We start from the raw sequence: 17678 nt of genomic DNA, 5'->3' as shown, positions 1-17678 counted from the left end.
GTCAGTTCAGAAGTCCAAGGTGGTTTTCTCAACGACAAGGATCACCTTGCAGTTACGGCGGGCCGGGGATCAGTTCTTGCCGTTGAAGGACCGTCAGAATATCGAGAATGGTCGAAGGGCTGACATCCACCGATCCTTCAAGGAAGACACCAAGCCCACCTTCTCCGATCTCTTTGGGTCCGCCATTGTCATAAACCGGGTCAAGTGACGCGAGTTCTGCCGGTAACTTCGGACACAAAGGGGTATCGTTCAATACAAGATCTACAGCGGCCAGCATCAGTTCCTTTACAGAGTCCAGCGTATCATCATCCAGAAGTTGCTCTCGCTGTTCTTCGGGGGCCGTCAGTGTAAGATCAATGAGTTTGAAATAGGCACAATTGTCACGCAGTTCGACTGTCGCTTCGGTGGACATGTTCGCCAGGATAGCCTTTTTTTGCTCACCCCGTTGAAAATTGCGCTCACTGGTTCGGCTGCATTCAAAGATCGTGATGGTTACATCCCCATCCAGATCAATTGCATCGCCTTGGGCCCCAAAACTCAAGTCATCCAGCCGGACTTGCAGGCCGCAATTGTCGACTATTGCGTTGTCAGCCAGTCGCTCAGGCACAGTCTTCTGTATTTCACGCAGATCAAGAAGCGCGCCCACCCCGATCCGTGTCGGCGCAACAGCGGCGAGGTTCAGATCAAGCGTATAGGGCAGCTCTGTATCACGAACTGGCAATGTCGCGTCGACGACAAAGTCCACTTGTTGCGCGCTTGGTGCCCGGGCGTCCAGAACGGCTGCCATTAAGACCGGGAAAATCAACCAGTGTCTCATTCAGCAAACTCCAATACGCCAAGTTCCTTCAGCCCAACCAGGACTTTGACGATTGTCCCGGCGCTGACATCGGCAGATCCGACAACAGCCGCCCCCATCCCGCCCGGAGCGATTTCGCGGGTGCCTCCTGATTCGTAGACCGGTTCGAGAACAGAGAATTCGTCGGGCAGTGGCGGGCAAACCGGATGGGCTGCCAGAAACTCACCACCCTTTTCCAGAACTGCGTCGTTGATGCGGTTGGTCAAACCAAAGAGGTTGGAAACAGCGCCGATGAACCCGCGCGGGCTGAGGTCGGCGCTTTCAATGCTGAATGTTAGGCATTGGCCTTTCACCTCAGCCTTGGCGACAGCGACCGCGTCCACGGTTGCTCCAAAATAACGAAAGCCCGGTTCTTCACGCCGGTTGCACCTTGTAAACTGCGCGCGGGCGGAACCTTCGACCTTTACGGTGTCACCTATGGCGGTAACGTCTCGGATCTCAAGGTAAATCTGACGTTTGCAGGTTTCTTCCAAAGGGCCAGTCAGGATTTGAGGGGCCTTTTCCTGTAGCCCACGCAGATCCATGAAGGCCTTCAACCGCAATCGGGTTGGGCTGGATTCTTCTAGACCGCCGTAAACGGTAAAGGGAACCGGAATGTCGCGCAGGGGTACTTCTTTTGTTAGCTTGATTTGAAAGCGACCGGCATAGGTGGCTGGATCAATCCCTGTCGTTACGGACGAATTGGATTTTGTGACCGCGTTGGTTTCGGCATCCAGAGCTTTTTGGTCTTCGGCCTTGCTGCCACAACCCGGCAGCATAGCGACCAGTACACAGATCAGCAGTCCTTTGTTAAGTCGAGATGACCCCATCCCTGACCACCTCATTTGTGTCCAAGTTGCACCAAGATACCCGCCTTCGTTTCTTAAGCAACTCAAGTATTAGGATTAATTGATTTGTTCCGCAAATCTCGACCTTCGCTGAGGCGTTATTGGGCCTCAATCAGGTAATTGGGAACATAGGGGCAATCGTTTGTCTTCTCTGGACCTCCGTCAATGATGGCCCTTTCGTGGGTTTCGACGAGGTGGTGCCAGTGATGCTCTTATTTTCCGAAGGCTAGCCAATTGCTGCATTCCGGCCCGAGCTCCGCCAAGGCTCTAGCCTCATAGCGGGCTTTGTCCTCTTCAGGGAGAATCTCACGCCAACGACCGTTCACGCCGCGGTGGATGAATGTCTCTGCTCCGCCATCCCAAAAAATACCGCCTCCAGGGACGGATTTACTTGCATGTGCTTTCATGTAGTCAAAGGAACAGTGCGTGAGGATCGCATCCCAACGAGTTTCGTCAATCTCGATGTCCAGGAAATTTGCGATGCGGCGAATTTCCCCGGGCATGTCGCGTTTGAGCGCTTCGAAATGGATAAGTTGCACGTTGGGCTGATCGCGAATCTCCCACCAGGTTCGAATATTTTCCCAGAAAGGCCACATCGGGTAACCATCATTCTCCAGCCATTCCCTGAAGTATTGAACGGTATCTCGTGTTGGTCGTTCGATCGGTGGGCCTACCCGGCCGGGCGTATCATTCAGAGTTTCATACCAAGTGTCATTCGCGTTCGAATGATGGTTGTGGAAGCTCCATACTACGTCACGCCCATCGCGCCCAATGTATATGTATTTGGCTTGTTCTGAGAAAACGAGCGCATCCACCGGTAAATGCGTTTTCAAGAAGCGTCGGTGCGTTTGCGACGCGACTGCTGGTAACTTGACCTCTTTGGGCGGGACCCGAAGGTCAAGCCACGGCGACATCTCGGCGACGTCGAGGTCTTCAGCGCCGTTGAATATCAGCTGGGCGACGATTTGCTGCACCCATGTCGTTCCAGACTTTGCATAGGTAGCGATGATGATATCGTCATTACGAAATTCGAAATCGTTCCACATGGAGGAGTCAAAGTGGTGGTTGTGAAACTCCCGTGTTTTCTTCGGCGACCCAAACCCGTTCATTTTCCGATCCCTCCTGCGCCTTGAAAGTGCCAGTCTGCCACAGAACGCCAGTCCGAGGAAGAATTTGTGGCGCTAATAAGCCTTGCAGTTGAGGAGACAGGCAGAGACGAGTACGCGTGTTTCGGGCCCAAAGCGGTGATGCCAAACTGTAACGCCAACCTCTTGCCAACCCCACCATTCCCCTATACATGCCGCCTCTATCGTCTTCGGGCGAGATTCTCTCGTGGGAGGTTGCTGGGATCGCGATCCCGGGTCGGACCACGCAACATAAACCGGGTGGGACGCGTCCTGCCTACGTTGAAAGGAAAACCAAATGGCCAAGAAGCTTGCTGGTACAATGAAACTGCAGGTTCCTGCAGGTCAGGCGAACCCGTCGCCGCCAGTTGGTCCGGCGCTGGGTCAGCGCGGCATCAACATCATGGAATTCTGCAAGGCGTTCAACGCCAAGACCGCAGATATGGAGCAGGGCGCACCTTGCCCGACCGTGATCACCTATTATCAGGACAAGTCCTTCACCATGGACATCAAGACGCCGCCCGCGTCTTACTACCTGAAAAAAGCAGCTGGCCTGAAGCCGGTCGGCAAGCGTAACCGCCCTCGTGGCGCGGAAAACCCAGGTCGCGAGACCGTGGCAACCGTGACCAGTAAGCAGGTTCGCGAAATCGCCGAAGCCAAAATGAAAGATCTCAACGCCAACGACGTCGAAGGCGCAATGCAGATCATCCTGGGCTCGGCCCGCTCTATGGGCATCGAGGTGAAGTAAGATGGCAAAACTTGGTAAACGTACCCGCGCTGCGCGCGAAGCTGTCGCTGGCAAGGAAAACCTGTCGGTCGAAGAAGCTGTTTCCCTGGTCAAAGGCAACGCCACTTCGAAGTTCGACGAGACCATCGAAATCGCTCTGAACCTGGGCGTTGACACCCGTCACGCGGACCAAATGGTTCGTGGCGTTGTCGGCCTGCCGAACGGCACCGGCAAAGCGATGCGCGTTGCTGTATTCGCACGTGGCCCCAAGGCTGACGAAGCGAAAGAAGCAGGCGCGGACATCATCGGCGCAGAGGACCTGATGGAAACCATTCAGGGCGGCACCATCGAATTCGATCGCTGCATTGCCACCCCGGACATGATGCCGATCGTTGGCCGTCTGGGTAAAGTTCTGGGCCCCCGCAACCTGATGCCGAACCCCAAGGTCGGCACTGTTACCATGGACGTGAAAGCGGCCGTTGAAGCAGCCAAGGGTGGTGAAGTTCAGTTCAAGGCGGAAAAAGGCGGCGTTGTACACGCCGGCGTTGGCAAAGCGTCGTTCGACGAAGCCAAGCTGGTCGAAAACGTCCGTGCCTTCATCTCGGCCGTGGCCAAGGCCAAGCCGTCGGGCGCCAAAGGCACCTACATGAAGAAAATCGCGCTGAGCTCGACCATGGGCCCCGGCGTGACTCTGGATGTGGCGGCTGCGGCCGGCGAATAAGCCCCAGCCAAGCGCTTAGAAAAAGAACCCGGGTTGCATATGCGACCCGGGTTTTTCATTTTTGCGGTCCGCGTGATCAGAGGTATGTGCGCAATACGCGGGCTTCATGCGCCCCGATTGTCTTGACGGCCGTGTGCTGGAACGCATTTCCGATCTCTTCAACCGATGGGAAAAGCGCGAGGATTTCCGCCCTTTGCGGGGATGATAGGGAATATTTGGCAGTATCGCCGTAATAGTAGCTTTCCGTCAGCGCGCCGTTTGATCGCACAATGTGGTGCCGGTCGAACATGAAATGCGTATAGGTGATGCGGTCCGTCTCACGGATCGAAACGCCGGGAAGGCCGCACAGGTGCTTGGCGGCCACGAACACTTCGGACGAGCCAAACAGCATGTCGGTTGCGGGTGACTGTATCAGGACCCTGTGCTGTTGCGAGACCACAAGCTCATGCGTGTTTCCGATGGCGCCAGCTTCGATCACGACCGGAGCGAACGCGCCGTGGCCATGAACCTCGGTCGTTCCGATCCACAGGATCGGTTGCAGCCCGCCATCCCGGGTCCAGACGCGCTGACCCTTTTTCAGGGTCTGCACTTCGACGTCACCATCTTCGGTTTCGATCAAGGTTCCTAGGCCAAAGCAGGTAATGAAATCCGTATAGAGCGACGACCCCGCGTTTGAGCCGCTGATTTTGACATAAGAGGTTCCCGGCACCAAGGGGGCCGACGTGCTATAGCCCCAAACGTCCTGCGTGACCCCGTTCTGGGAAAACACGTAGATGTCAATCGCGGGTCCGGTTGGGTTTCCGTTAATGTCCAGAGCCCGCACGGTGATCACGGACTCAGATTCAACCTGTGTGCCATTTGTGACGATGCCACCGCCATCGGTAATTACATGGCCCGTTTCCTGATCGTCGTCGAATACATCCGGGCTGCCGCTGGTGTCGTCCAGCGTGACAGTAGTGCCAAATCCACCCGAATAGGCAAAAATGGTGCCGTCAGGTGTGTCTGAGTTGTTGATAATAGATCCACCGACGACAATGTCATTGGCATCGCCTCCGGCCGGAACAAATGTGGCGATGAGACTGGCACTGTCCTGAGCGAAAAAACTGCGGAGAACCATCTGCGCGATTATTCCTCTTTTGTACTTGTTATGTTGGGCCAAAGGCGACGAAGGCCACGCGAAATTATGCTGAAAGATAAGAAATTGGTTGGGTGGGTGCGTCAACCGGGTTCTTCAAAATACCGCACAAATAATTGTCAACTGGGACGGTTACCGCAACAGTCTCATTATCCTTGAAACACAACTTTCAAACGATTGCCCAACCGCTGTCGTTTGTCTTCCTCAAACGGGCTACAGTCGTGGTTGGGTTGCCACAACGCCAGCCAGTCCTTCAACAACCGGCCCCGGATGCAGTAATCCAGAATTTCCATGTTGATGGGATGTCGATAACGGCGAAAGAACATATCCTTGTTTTTTCTGAGAATACCGCTGCGATCCACATCGGGTCCGGCCCCGTCGCGAAAAATATCTGCCTTTAGAAAGTCGACGATATCGTACACGGCCAGCTTTTCGCGGGATTCAGTAAAATCCAGGCCAATCGTTTTTCCCTGCCCGACAATCAGGTTCTGCCCGTGAAAATCTCCATGCGAAAAGACCCGGATATCCTGAATGCCCTTCAGGCGAGCAGCTTCGGCCAGCATGACGTTTACCATTTTCCGACTTGTGCCCGCGATATCATAGGGCACCGTGGTTGAAAGGTCGCGAATGCTGTCTGTCATCCATTTTGGCCGAAATGCATAGCTCGCCGGGGGGTGGCGGTCGTGAAGATCATTCAGCCACGACCCGGCACGACGAAAGACCTGAGCAACCTGATCTTCGTTCTTGCTGTTATAGATCAGGTCGACCGCGGTTGGCCGGTTGATAAATTCGGTGACAAAGAAGGTTTCAGATGGCGACAGGTAAATCGGGCGGATAACCTGCGATGACGGGTTGTTTTCAAAATGCTGGTAAAGATCAGATAGCAGGCTGAACTCATCCCGCAGCCTTCCGGTGGTGGGAGAGTTGCTGTCGATTTTCAGTGCAAAGCTTTCAATTCCGGTTGTGATTTTCAAGACCAGACGCGAATCCGGAAACGCGTGCGAGCGATAGACGCATTCGACTTTCTTCACAGGCCCGACAGGATTGCGCCGTGAAAACTCGGCCACACACTCTGAAGCGAATGTCTGTTCAGTATCGGAAAGATCCAGCATTCAAATGCGTCGTTCTATGTGGCTTTTCACTGTGCGGATCGAATGGACCTCAGGGCTGGTGTCATGTCAATGCTGTGATGGCTGGCTTTGGGTTTTGCACGACGGATCTGGGCGGTGAAGCAATCCGGTTGGAACGGTCAATTTACCCCTTGGAAACCCCTGCCATCTGGCCTAAATAGAGCTGCGGAATAAAGCGTGCGATTCGTCGTGCGCTTTATTTTGTTTCGTCCAAGACGGTGGGTGGGTCCATTCGGCCCCTTAATTCCCTGCCTGAGACGGGTAAGACCAAAGAATTCTGAGGGTCACGATCCTCGGGCGAGTTTTGGCCAATCCCGTAACAACGGACCTGAACGCCGGGGTTAACCCTTCGGCAAATATGAGCCGGGGTGAGGTATCACCCCTAACTTGGAGAGAACTGTGGATAGAGCCCAGAAAGAGAAAGTGGTCGAGGAACTCGGCCAAATCTTCGAAAGCTCTGGCGTCGTAGTGGTTTCGCACTACGCCGGTCTGACAGTTGCCGAGATGCAGGACCTTCGCGCACGTGCTCGTGACGCGGGTGGTGCCGTGCGTGTTGCCAAGAACAGGCTCGCCAAAATCGCCCTTGAGGGTAAGCCGTGTGCAAGCATGGCCGACCTGCTGACAGGGATGACCGTTCTGACCTATTCCGAGGACCCCGTGGCAGCAGCCAAGGTGGCCGAGGACTTCGCCAAGGATAACAAGAATTTTGAGATTCTTGGTGGTGCAATGGGTGAGAACGCTCTGGACCGCAAAGGCGTCGAAACAGTTTCGAAAATGCCGTCTCGCGAGGAGCTCATTGCTTCGATCGTGGGCTGCATTGGCGCACCTGCTTCGAACATCGCCGGCGCGATTGGCGCACCTGCAAGCAACATCGCAAGCATCCTTTCCACCATCGAAGAGAAGGCGGAAGCTGCGTAAGCGGTTGGCACTGAATGATCTGCGTAGGGTTAACACCCTGACGTTGGAACACACACTGTAAACGGAAAGAGCTGATAAAATGGCTGATCTGAAAGCACTCGCAGAAAGCATCGTGGGTCTGACCCTGCTGGAAGCACAAGAACTGAAAACCATCCTCAAAGACGAATACGGCATCGAGCCCGCAGCTGGCGGTGCCGTAATGGTCGCAGCTGGTGGCGACGCCGGTGGCGCAGCTGAGGAAGAAAAAACCGAATTTGACGTCGTTCTGAAGAACGCCGGCGCTTCGAAAATCAACGTGATCAAAGAAGTTCGCGGCATCACCGGTCTGGGCCTGAAAGAAGCCAAAGAGCTGGTCGAAGCTGGCGGCAAGATCAAAGAAGCTGTGTCGAAAGACGAAGCCGAAGAGATCAAAGGCAAGCTGGAAGCAGCTGGCGCCGAGGTCGAACTGGCCTAAGCCCGTTGTCTGGCGCATCGCTGATGCGCCGCAATATTTGGCTGGGCCCGGAGAAATCCGGGTCCAGCCGAACCTGTCTTAGAAAGGGCCTCATGAACGGGGGCGTTTTCTAAGACGCGGTTTTCGGATCGGGAGGCTGCCTTCGGGACGGTGGCCACGAATTGATCCGGACGTGTCGTCTCGAATGTGCAAGGCGCCGGGGCCCGACGGTGTCTTTGCCCGCTGAGAACATCGAAAGGTGACATCTGACATGGCTCAAACGTTCCTTGGCCAGAAACGTCTTCGGAAATATTACGGCAAAATCCGCGAAGTGCTGGAGATGCCGAACCTCATTGAGGTCCAGAAATCTTCTTATGATCTTTTCCTGCGCTCCGGCGATGCAGAGCAGCCCACTGACGGCGAAGGCATCAAAGGTGTGTTCCAGTCGGTTTTCCCGATCAAGGATTTCAACGAAACCTCCGTTCTGGAGTTCGTGAAATACGATCTGGAAAAACCCAAATACGACGTCGAAGAGTGCATGCAGCGCGACATGACCTACAGCGCGCCGCTGAAGGTCACTCTGCGTCTGATCGTGTTTGATGTCGACGAAGATACCGGCGCCAAGTCGGTAAAAGACATCAAGGAACAGGACGTGTTCATGGGCGATATGCCTCTGATGACGCCGAACGGGACCTTCATCGTGAATGGTACCGAGCGTGTGATCGTGTCCCAGATGCACCGCTCGCCCGGTGTGTTCTTTGATCACGACAAGGGCAAAACCCATTCCTCGGGCAAGCTGCTGTTTGCCTGCCGCATCATCCCGTATCGCGGCAGCTGGCTGGACTTTGAGTTCGACGCCAAGGACATCGTTTTCGCCCGTATCGACCGCCGCCGCAAACTGCCTGTGACAACCCTGCTGTATGCGCTGGGTCTGGATCAAGAAGCGATCATGGACGCGTATTACAACACCGTGTCCTACAAGCTGGACAAGAAAAAGGGCTGGATCGCGCCGTTCTTCCCCGAGCGAGTGCGCGGCACCCGCCCGACCTATGATCTGGTCGACGCCAAATCCGGTGAAGTGATTGCTGAAGCAGGTAAGAAAGTCACTCCGCGCGCGGTCAAGAAGCTGATCGAAGAAGGCGTCGTCACCAACCTGTTGGTTCCTTTTGATCACATCGTCGGCAAGTTCGTCGCCAAGGACATCATCAACGAAGAAAACGGCGCGATCTATGTCGAAGCCGGTGATGAGCTGACCCTGGAATACGACAAGGACGGCGAGCTGATCGGCGGCACAGTTAAAGAGCTGATCGACGCAGGTATCACCGACATCCCGGTTCTGGACATCGACAACGTCAATGTTGGCCCCTACATGCGCAATACCATGGCGCAGGACAAGAACATGGGCCGCGAAAGTGCGCTGATGGACATCTATCGTGTCATGCGCCCGGGCGAGCCGCCCACCGTCGAAGCGGCCTCGACCCTGTTCGACACGCTGTTCTTCGACAGCGAGCGTTATGACCTGTCCGCCGTTGGCCGTGTGAAGATGAACATGCGTTTGGCTCTGGACGCGCCGGACACCCTGCGCACCCTGCGCCGCGAAGACATTGTGGCCTGCATCAAGGCGCTGGTGGAGCTGCGTGACGGTAAAGGCGACATCGACGACATCGACCACCTCGGCAACCGCCGTGTCCGTTCGGTCGGCGAGTTGATGGAAAACCAGTACCGCGTCGGCTTGCTGCGCATGGAGCGCGCAATCAAAGAGCGTATGTCGTCGGTCGAGATCGACACCGTCATGCCGCAGGACCTGATTAACGCTAAGCCGGCTGCTGCTGCTGTCCGCGAATTCTTCGGCTCGTCGCAGCTGTCGCAGTTCATGGACCAGACCAACCCGCTGTCGGAAGTCACCCACAAACGCCGTCTCTCGGCGCTTGGCCCCGGTGGTCTGACGCGCGAACGTGCGGGCTTTGAGGTGCGTGACGTTCACCCGACCCACTATGGTCGGATGTGCCCGATTGAAACGCCGGAAGGTCCGAACATCGGTCTGATCAACTCGCTGGCCACCTTTGCCCGCGTGAACAAGTATGGCTTCATCGAAACACCCTACCGCGTTGTCAAAGACGCCGAGGTGACCGATGAGGTTCACTACATGTCCGCGACCGAGGAAATGCGTCACACCGTGGCGCAGGCGAACGCGACGCTGGATCAGAACGGCAAGTTCATCAACGATCTGGTGTCGACCCGTCAGGCCGGTGACTACACCCTCGCTCCGCGCGAGAATGTGGACCTGATCGACGTGTCGCCGAAACAGTTGGTTTCGGTTGCCGCATCGCTGATCCCGTTCCTTGAAAATGACGACGCCAACCGCGCTCTGATGGGCTCGAACATGCAACGTCAGGCGGTTCCGCTGCTGCGGGCCGAGGCACCGCTGGTCGGTACCGGGATCGAGGAAAAGGTTGCGATCGACTCGGGCGCTGCGATCCAGGCGAAACGCGCCGGCATCATCGACCAGGTCGATGCCCAGCGTATCGTTATCCGTGCCACCGAAGATCTGGAACTGGGCGACGCTGGCGTTGACATCTATCGTCTGCGCAAATTCCAGCGATCGAACCAGAACACCTGCATCAACCAGCGTCCGCTGGTGAAAGTGGGCGACACCGTCATGAAAGGCGAGGTTGTTGCCGATGGTCCGTCCACCGATATCGGTGAACTGGCGCTTGGTAAAAACGTGGTCGTCGCGTTCATGCCGTGGAACGGCTACAACTACGAAGACTCGATCCTGATCAGTGAACGTATCGCGCGTGATGACGTCTTTACCTCGGTTCATATCGAGGAATTCGAAGTCGCCGCCCGTGATACAAAGCTGGGCCCGGAAGAGATCACCCGCGACATTCCGAACGTCGGTGAAGAAGCGCTGCGTAACCTCGACGAGGCTGGCATCGTTTACATCGGTGCGGATGTTGAGCCGGGCGATATTCTGGTCGGCAAGATCACTCCGAAGGGCGAAAGCCCGATGACCCCGGAAGAAAAGCTGCTGCGCGCCATCTTTGGTGAAAAAGCATCTGACGTGCGCGACACCTCGCTGCGCGTGAAGCCGGGCGATTACGGTACAGTGGTCGAAGTTCGCGTCTTCAACCGTCACGGCGTCGAGAAGGACGAGCGTGCGCTGCAGATCGAGCGTGAAGAAGTCGAGCGTCTGGCCCGTGACCGGGACGACGAGCTGGCGATCCTGGACCGCAACATCTATGCGCGTCTGCAAGGCCTGATCCTGGGTAAAACTGCTGTCAAAGGCCCGAAAGGCGTCAAGGCAGGCTCGGCAATCACCGAGGATCTGCTGGAAACCCTGACCCGTGGTCAGTGGTGGCAACTGGCGCTGGAAGACGAGAAGGACGCACAGATCGTCGAAGCGCTGAACGAGCAGTACGAAGTGCTCAAGCGTGCTCTGGACGCCCGTTTCGAAGACAAGGTCGAGAAGGTCCGCCGTGGCGACGACCTGCCGCCGGGTGTGATGAAGATGGTCAAAGTCTTTATCGCCGTGAAGCGTAAGCTGCAGCCGGGCGACAAGATGGCCGGTCGTCACGGGAACAAAGGTGTGATTTCCAAGGTTGTTCCGATGGAAGACATGCCGTTCCTGGCCGATGGTACTCCGGTTGACTTCTGTCTGAACCCGCTGGGCGTGCCTTCGCGTATGAACGTTGGTCAGATCCTTGAAACCCATATGGGTTGGGCCGCGCGCGGTCTGGGTCTGAACATCGACGAAGCTCTGGGTGAATACCGCCGTTCCGGCGACCTGACCCCGGTGCGCGAAGCGATGAAGCTGGCCTATGGCGAGAATGTCTATGAAGAAGGCATTGCCAACATGGACGAGGGTCACCTGATCGAGGCGGCGGGCAACGTGACCCGCGGTGTTCCGATCGCGACCCCGGTCTTTGATGGTGCCAAAGAGGCTGACGTCAACGATGCGCTGGTGCGTGCGGGCTTCTCGGAAAGCGGTCAGTCGATCCTGTTCGACGGTCGCACCGGTGAGCAATTCGCACGTCCGGTGACCGTGGGCATCAAATACCTGCTGAAACTGCACCACCTGGTGGACGACAAGATCCACGCGCGTTCGACCGGGCCGTACAGCCTGGTTACCCAGCAGCCGCTGGGTGGTAAGGCGCAGTTCGGTGGTCAGCGCTTTGGTGAGATGGAGGTCTGGGCTCTGGAAGCTTACGGTGCCGCCTACACCCTGCAGGAGATGCTCACCGTGAAATCGGATGACGTCGCCGGCCGGACCAAGGTCTATGAGTCGATCGTCAAGGGCGAGGATAACTTTGAAGCGGGCGTACCGGAATCGTTCAACGTTCTGGTTAAAGAAGTCCGTGGCCTCGGCCTGAATATGGAACTCCTGGATGCGGAGGTTGAGGAGTAAGGGCCTCGGCTCTTCCTCCCGTCCCCCCTTCCGCAAAATTTGAGGTATCAAAATGAACCAGGAAATCACCAACAACCCGTTCAACCCGCTGACGCCGCCGAAGGTTTTCGACGAGATCAAGGTCTCGCTGGCCAGCCCTGAACGGATCCTGTCTTGGTCCTATGGTGAGATCAAGAAACCCGAAACCATCAACTACCGGACGTTCAAGCCTGAACGTGACGGCCTGTTCTGCGCGCGTATCTTTGGCCCGATCAAAGATTACGAATGTCTGTGCGGCAAATATAAGCGGATGAAGTATCGCGGCGTTGTCTGCGAGAAATGCGGTGTGGAAGTCACCCTGCAGAAAGTCCGCCGCGAGCGTATGGGCCACATCGAACTGGCCGCGCCCGTCGCACATATCTGGTTCCTGAAATCGCTGCCGTCCCGCATCGGTCTGATGCTGGACATGACGCTGCGCGATCTGGAACGCGTTCTGTACTTTGAAAACTATGTCGTCATCGAGCCCGGTCTGACCGACCTGACCTACGGCCAGATGCTGACCGAGGAAGAGTACATGGATGCGCAGGATGCTTATGGCATGGACGCGTTCACCGCGAACATCGGTGCTGAAGCCATTCGAGAGATGCTGGCCCAGATCGACCTGGAAGCCGAAGCCGAGCAGCTGCGCGCTGATCTGGCCGAAGCAACCGGCGAACTGAAGCCCAAGAAGATCATCAAGCGTCTGAAGGTTGTCGAATCCTTCCTCGAGTCGGGCAACCGGCCTGAGTGGATGGTGATGACCGTGATCCCGGTTATTCCGCCGGAACTGCGCCCGCTGGTTCCGCTGGATGGTGGCCGTTTCGCGACGTCGGATCTGAACGATCTGTATCGCCGCGTCATCAACCGGAACAACCGTCTGAAGCGTCTGATTGAGCTGCGCGCGCCTGACATCATCGTCCGCAACGAAAAGCGGATGCTGCAGGAATCCGTTGACGCTCTGTTCGACAACGGCCGTCGTGGCCGCGTGATCACCGGTGCCAACAAGCGTCCGCTGAAATCGCTGTCAGACATGCTGAAAGGTAAGCAGGGCCGCTTCCGTCAGAACCTTCTGGGTAAGCGCGTCGACTTCTCGGGCCGTTCGGTCATTGTGACCGGTCCCGAGCTGAAGCTGCACCAGTGTGGTCTGCCCAAGAAGATGGCGCTGGAACTGTTCAAGCCGTTCATCTATTCGCGCCTTGAAGCCAAGGGTCTGTCTTCGACTGTTAAGCAGGCGAAGAAACTGGTCGAGAAAGAACGTCCCGAAGTGTGGGATATCCTCGACGAGGTGATCCGCGAACACCCTGTCATGCTGAACCGTGCGCCGACGCTGCACCGTCTTGGCATTCAGGCGTTCGAGCCGGTCCTGATCGAAGGTAAAGCCATCCAGCTGCACCCGCTGGTCTGTTCGGCCTTTAACGCCGACTTCGACGGTGACCAGATGGCGGTTCACGTCCCGCTGAGCCTTGAGGCACAGCTGGAAGCGCGTGTTCTGATGATGTCGACGAACAACGTTCTGTCGCCTGCAAACGGTGCGCCGATCATCGTTCCGTCGCAGGATATGATCCTGGGTCTGTACTATGTGACCCTGGAACGCGAAGGCATGCCGGGCGAAGGCAAAGTCTTTGGTTCGATCGAAGAAGTCCAGCACGCGCTGGACGCGGGTGAGGTGCATCTGCACTCCAAAATCACCGCGCGGATCACGCAGATCGACGACGAAGGCAACGAAGTTCAGAAGCGTTACGAGACCACTCCGGGCCGTCTGCGTCTGGGTGCCTTGCTGCCGATGAACAACAAAGCGCCGTTCGAACTGGTAAACCGCCTGCTGCGGAAGAAAGAAGTGCAGCAGGTCATCGACACCGTCTATCGCTACTGCGGTCAGAAAGAGTCGGTTATCTTCTGTGACCAGATCATGTCGATGGGCTTCAAAGAAGCGTTCAAGGCGGGCATCTCGTTCGGCAAGGACGACATGGTTATTCCGGATGACAAATGGGGCATCGTTGATGACACCCGCGGTCAGGTGAAGGACTTTGAACAGCAGTACATGGATGGCCTGATCACTCAGGGCGAAAAGTACAACAAGGTTGTCGATGCCTGGTCGAAGTGTAACGACCGCGTGACCGAAGCGATGATGAGCACGATCTCATCCTCGGATCGGGCAGAGGACGGATCCGAGCAGGAACCGAACTCAGTCTACATGATGGCCCACTCCGGTGCGCGTGGCTCGGTCACTCAGATGAAACAGCTGGGCGGTATGCGCGGCCTGATGGCCAAACCGAACGGTGACATCATCGAGACGCCGATCATCTCGAACTTCAAGGAAGGCCTGACCGTTCTTGAATACTTCAACTCGACCCACGGCGCCCGTAAGGGTCTGTCGGATACCGCTCTGAAGACGGCGAACTCAGGTTATCTGACCCGTCGTCTGGTAGACGTGGCGCAGGATTGCATCGTTCGTGAGATCGACTGTGGCACTGAGCGCGCGATCACCGCCGAAGCTGCGGTGAACGACGGTGAGGTTGTTGCCTCGCTGGCCGAACGTGTGCTGGGCCGAGTCTCTGCCGATGACGTTCTGCGTCCGGGTACGGATGAGGTGATCGTGGCCGCTGGTCAGTTGATCGACGAACGTATGGCCGACACCATTGACGAAGCCGGTGTTGCGTCCATGCGCATCCGCTCGCCTCTGACCTGTGAGTCTGAGGAAGGCGTCTGTGCGACCTGCTACGGTCGTGACCTTGCGCGCGGTACCATGGTGAACACGGGTGAGGCTGTCGGCATCATCGCCGCCCAGTCCATCGGTGAGCCCGGTACACAGCTGACGATGCGGACCTTCCACATTGGAGGTGTTGCGCAAGGTGGTCAGCAGTCGTTCCAAGAAGCCAGCCAGGACGGTGTCGTTTCCTTCGAGAACCCGCAGATTCTGGTCAATGCCGCAGGCGAAAGTCTGGTCATGGGCCGGAACATGAAGTTGGTGATCAAGGACGAACACGGCGAAGAGCGTGCCAGCCACAAGCTGGGCTACGGTTCCAAGCTGTTCGTCAAGGATGGCACCAAAGTGGCCCGTGGCGACAAGTTGTTCGAGTGGGATCCCTACACCCTGCCGATCATCGCCGAGAAAGCCGGTACTGCGAAATACGTTGACCTCGTTTCGGGCATCGCTGTCCGCGATGAGACCGACGACGCAACCGGCATGACTCAGAAGATCGTGATCGACTGGCGTGCGGCCCCCAAAGGCAGCGATCTGAAGCCCGAGATCATTCTGGTCGGTGAAGATGGCGAGCCGGTCCGCAACGATGCGGGCAACCCGGTTCACTATCCGATGTCGGTGGATGCGATCCTGTCGGTCGAAGATGGCCAGCAGATCGAAGCCGGTGACGTTGTCGCGCGTATCCCGCGCGAAGGTGCCAAGACCAAGGACATCACCGGTGGTCTGCCGCGTGTGGCCGAACTGTTCGAAGCCCGACGTCCGAAAGATCACGCGATCATCGCAGAAGCCGATGGTTACGTGCGCTTTGGCCGCGACTACAAAAACAAGCGCCGCATCAGCATCGAACCGGCGGATGAGTCGATGGAAACGATCGAGTATATGGTTCCCAAGGGCAAACATATCCCGGTCGCGGAAGGTGACTTTATCCAAAAGGGTGAATACCTGATGGATGGTAACCCGGCCCCGCATGACATCCTATCCATCATGGGTGTCGAAGCGCTGGCGGATTACATGATCGACGAGGTGCAGGACGTCTATCGTCTGCAGGGCGTGAAGATCAACGACAAGCACATCGAGGTCATCGTGCGCCAGATGCTGCAGAAGTGGGAGATCCTGGATTCAGGCGACACCACCCTGTTGAAAGGCGAACATGTCGACAAGCAGGAGTTTGACGCAGCCAACGAGAAGACCCTCTCGCGCGGTGGCCGTCCGGCTCAGGGCGAACCGATCCTCTTGGGGATCACCAAAGCCTCGCTGCAGACGCGTTCGTTCATCTCGGCGGCGTCGTTCCAGGAAACCACCCGCGTGCTGACCGAAGCGTCAGTACAGGGCAAAAAGGACAAGCTGGTTGGCCTGAAAGAGAACGTCATCGTCGGTCGCCTGATCCCTGCCGGTACAGGTGGTGCAACCCAGGCTGTGCGTCAGGTTGCCCAGTCGCGCGACAACGTCGTGATCGAAGCCCGCCGGGAAGAGGCCGAAGCGGCCGCTGCCTTGGCTGCCCCTATTGTCGAAGACGACATGGTTGGAGACGAGCTGGACGTTCTGGTGGAAACCCCGGAAAGCCGCGAGTAAGCGACTACGATAATCCAAAGATCAGGCCCCGCGATTTCGCGGGGCCTTTTTCTTTGGGTGGCCGCCTGTGCCCTTTGCCTAGATTGAAGCGCTGACAATGGCAAGGGATGGGTCGCAGACTGTGCGGCTCGGTTCGGCGCAAATTAATATGAGCAGTTTTATTCTAGAAAAACCCTTTTCATGGTATGGTTTTTTACGTCTCGCGCACAAATCCACCGGAGATTTGAATTATGAGAGCTGTATTGAAATTGTCTCGTGCATTATCGGTTTTGGGGATTGGCCTGCTGGCGGCATGCAGTGATTACGCCTATGTCGGGATGCCGCAGGGGCAGCCGTCTCGGGAAGTAAAAATTCCCGATGGCACCACGCGGCTTATTCCAGTTTCCGCTTCGATAGTGGGTCTTGCCTATGACCAGCCGCGGCGACGGATTTTCCTGCGCAATCTCCCCGGTACACAGTTGCAGGAACTTGATCGAAATGGCCGCGTTCTACGCACCTTTTCGGCGCAGCGCGTACCGGCCGGTTGCGGAGGGGTTACTCCTGACGACTTCCCGATCAAGGAATGCGGGCTCGCTATTCGGGGTGCAGACGGCCATCTTTTCCTGGATCATCCAAACGGTCTGATGATTTCAGAATTGACGCGCGACGGGCAGTTCGTGCGCCATATCAGGCTTGCGCAACCGCAAGGACCGATAGGCGGGCTGGCCTTCGACAAAAATACCGGCACCCTTTACGTGTTGTTTATTCGGAATCGTCTGATTGCCGAGATTGATCTGAACGGCACCACCAAAAGGGTCATTCGCCCAACCAACCCCTCGGTTGGTGCGGCATTGCAGATTGAGCGCTTTGGCCTCGGGATCAACGCTGAACGCCGTGAGCTTTACGTTGCACTTCAAAACGGCAACCGGCTTGGGGTTTTAAACATGTCCGGAGGGCTGATCGCGACGCATAACCTAAGTGCCGGGGTGACCGTCGAAGGTATCGGCGGCGGGCGCGTCTTTGGATTTTGATGACGATTAGATTGTGTCCGGCAAATTGAGATGTAATTTTCCTGTTCGCCCACTAAGTTGCGTTGACAATAAGTCGATCGATTGAGCCAATGCAG

At 56.7% G+C, this 17678-nt stretch carries 12 protein-coding genes; 7 read left to right on the top strand and 5 right to left on the bottom strand.

The window, feature by feature from the left end; all coding sequences use genetic code 11:
- Positions 1 to 52: 52 nt before the first annotated feature.
- The 3 genes from ACR3EP_RS12170 to ACR3EP_RS12160 form a co-directional block, all read right to left on the bottom strand.
- Positions 53 to 817 (bottom strand): hypothetical protein, encoded by a 765-nt coding sequence (locus tag ACR3EP_RS12170; RefSeq protein ID WP_170350968.1) that lies wholly within the window; start codon positions 815 to 817, stop codon positions 53 to 55.
- The gene (locus ACR3EP_RS12165) at positions 814 to 1665 is read right to left on the bottom strand and encodes a hypothetical protein (protein WP_480638021.1); all 852 of its coding nucleotides are present in this window, start codon (positions 1663 to 1665) and stop codon (positions 814 to 816) included. The genes ACR3EP_RS12170 and ACR3EP_RS12165 overlap by 4 nt, the downstream gene beginning before the upstream one ends.
- Positions 1666 to 1895: 230 nt before the next feature.
- Positions 1896 to 2792, bottom strand: a complete 897-nt coding sequence (locus ACR3EP_RS12160; RefSeq protein ID WP_480638019.1) for a sulfotransferase domain-containing protein — start codon at positions 2790 to 2792, stop codon at positions 1896 to 1898.
- 313 nt (positions 2793 to 3105) lie between these two features.
- Here ACR3EP_RS12160 and rplK point away from each other — a divergent pair, with 313 nt between their 5' ends.
- A complete protein-coding gene (rplK, locus tag ACR3EP_RS12155) occupies positions 3106 to 3555 on the top strand; it encodes a 50S ribosomal protein L11 (RefSeq protein WP_037314971.1) in 450 nt (149 codons plus the stop codon).
- Position 3556: 1 nt separating this feature from the next.
- Entirely contained in the window at positions 3557 to 4255 is a 699-nt protein-coding gene (rplA, locus tag ACR3EP_RS12150; protein WP_170350965.1) for a 50S ribosomal protein L1, read from the top strand.
- Between the two features lie 76 nt (positions 4256 to 4331).
- Here the strand turns inward: rplA and ACR3EP_RS12145 are convergent, their stop codons facing one another.
- Together ACR3EP_RS12145 and ACR3EP_RS12140 are read right to left on the bottom strand one after the other, a co-directional pair.
- Entirely contained in the window at positions 4332 to 5372 is a 1041-nt protein-coding gene (locus tag ACR3EP_RS12145) for a Hint domain-containing protein (protein WP_170350964.1), read from the bottom strand.
- A 167-nt stretch (positions 5373 to 5539) separates the two neighbouring features.
- Entirely contained in the window at positions 5540 to 6502 is a 963-nt protein-coding gene (locus ACR3EP_RS12140; RefSeq protein WP_480638016.1) for a phosphotransferase, read from the bottom strand.
- A gap of 417 nt (positions 6503 to 6919) precedes the next feature.
- On the opposite strand from ACR3EP_RS12140, the gene rplJ reads away from it, so the two are divergent.
- The 5 genes from rplJ (at position 6920) to ACR3EP_RS12115 (ending at position 17583) form a co-directional block, all read left to right on the top strand.
- Positions 6920 to 7438 carry a 50S ribosomal protein L10 gene (gene rplJ / locus ACR3EP_RS12135; RefSeq protein ID WP_058283024.1) on the top strand — a complete coding sequence of 173 codons (519 nt, stop codon included), beginning with the start codon at positions 6920 to 6922 and terminating at the stop codon, positions 7436 to 7438.
- 79 nt (positions 7439 to 7517) lie between these two features.
- A complete protein-coding gene (gene rplL, locus ACR3EP_RS12130; protein ID WP_170350962.1) occupies positions 7518 to 7892 on the top strand; it encodes a 50S ribosomal protein L7/L12 in 375 nt (124 codons plus the stop codon).
- 250 nt (positions 7893 to 8142) lie between these two features.
- A complete protein-coding gene (rpoB, locus tag ACR3EP_RS12125) occupies positions 8143 to 12279 on the top strand; it encodes a DNA-directed RNA polymerase subunit beta (RefSeq protein WP_480638015.1) in 4137 nt (1378 codons plus the stop codon).
- Positions 12280 to 12331: 52 nt separating this feature from the next.
- Positions 12332 to 16573 carry a DNA-directed RNA polymerase subunit beta' gene (rpoC, locus tag ACR3EP_RS12120; RefSeq protein ID WP_170350960.1) on the top strand — a complete coding sequence of 1414 codons (4242 nt, stop codon included), beginning with the start codon at positions 12332 to 12334 and terminating at the stop codon, positions 16571 to 16573.
- Positions 16574 to 16803: 230 nt separating this feature from the next.
- Positions 16804 to 17583: a hypothetical protein gene (locus ACR3EP_RS12115; RefSeq protein ID WP_170350959.1), complete on the top strand. Its 780-nt coding sequence runs from the start codon at positions 16804 to 16806 to the stop codon at positions 17581 to 17583.
- The last annotated feature ends 95 nt before the right edge of the window (positions 17584 to 17678 follow it).

This window comes from Ruegeria sp. BB10 (assembly GCF_056535725.1).
Note: the sequence above shows the minus strand (reverse complement) of the source record. Positions and strands in the feature narration are given on the sequence as shown.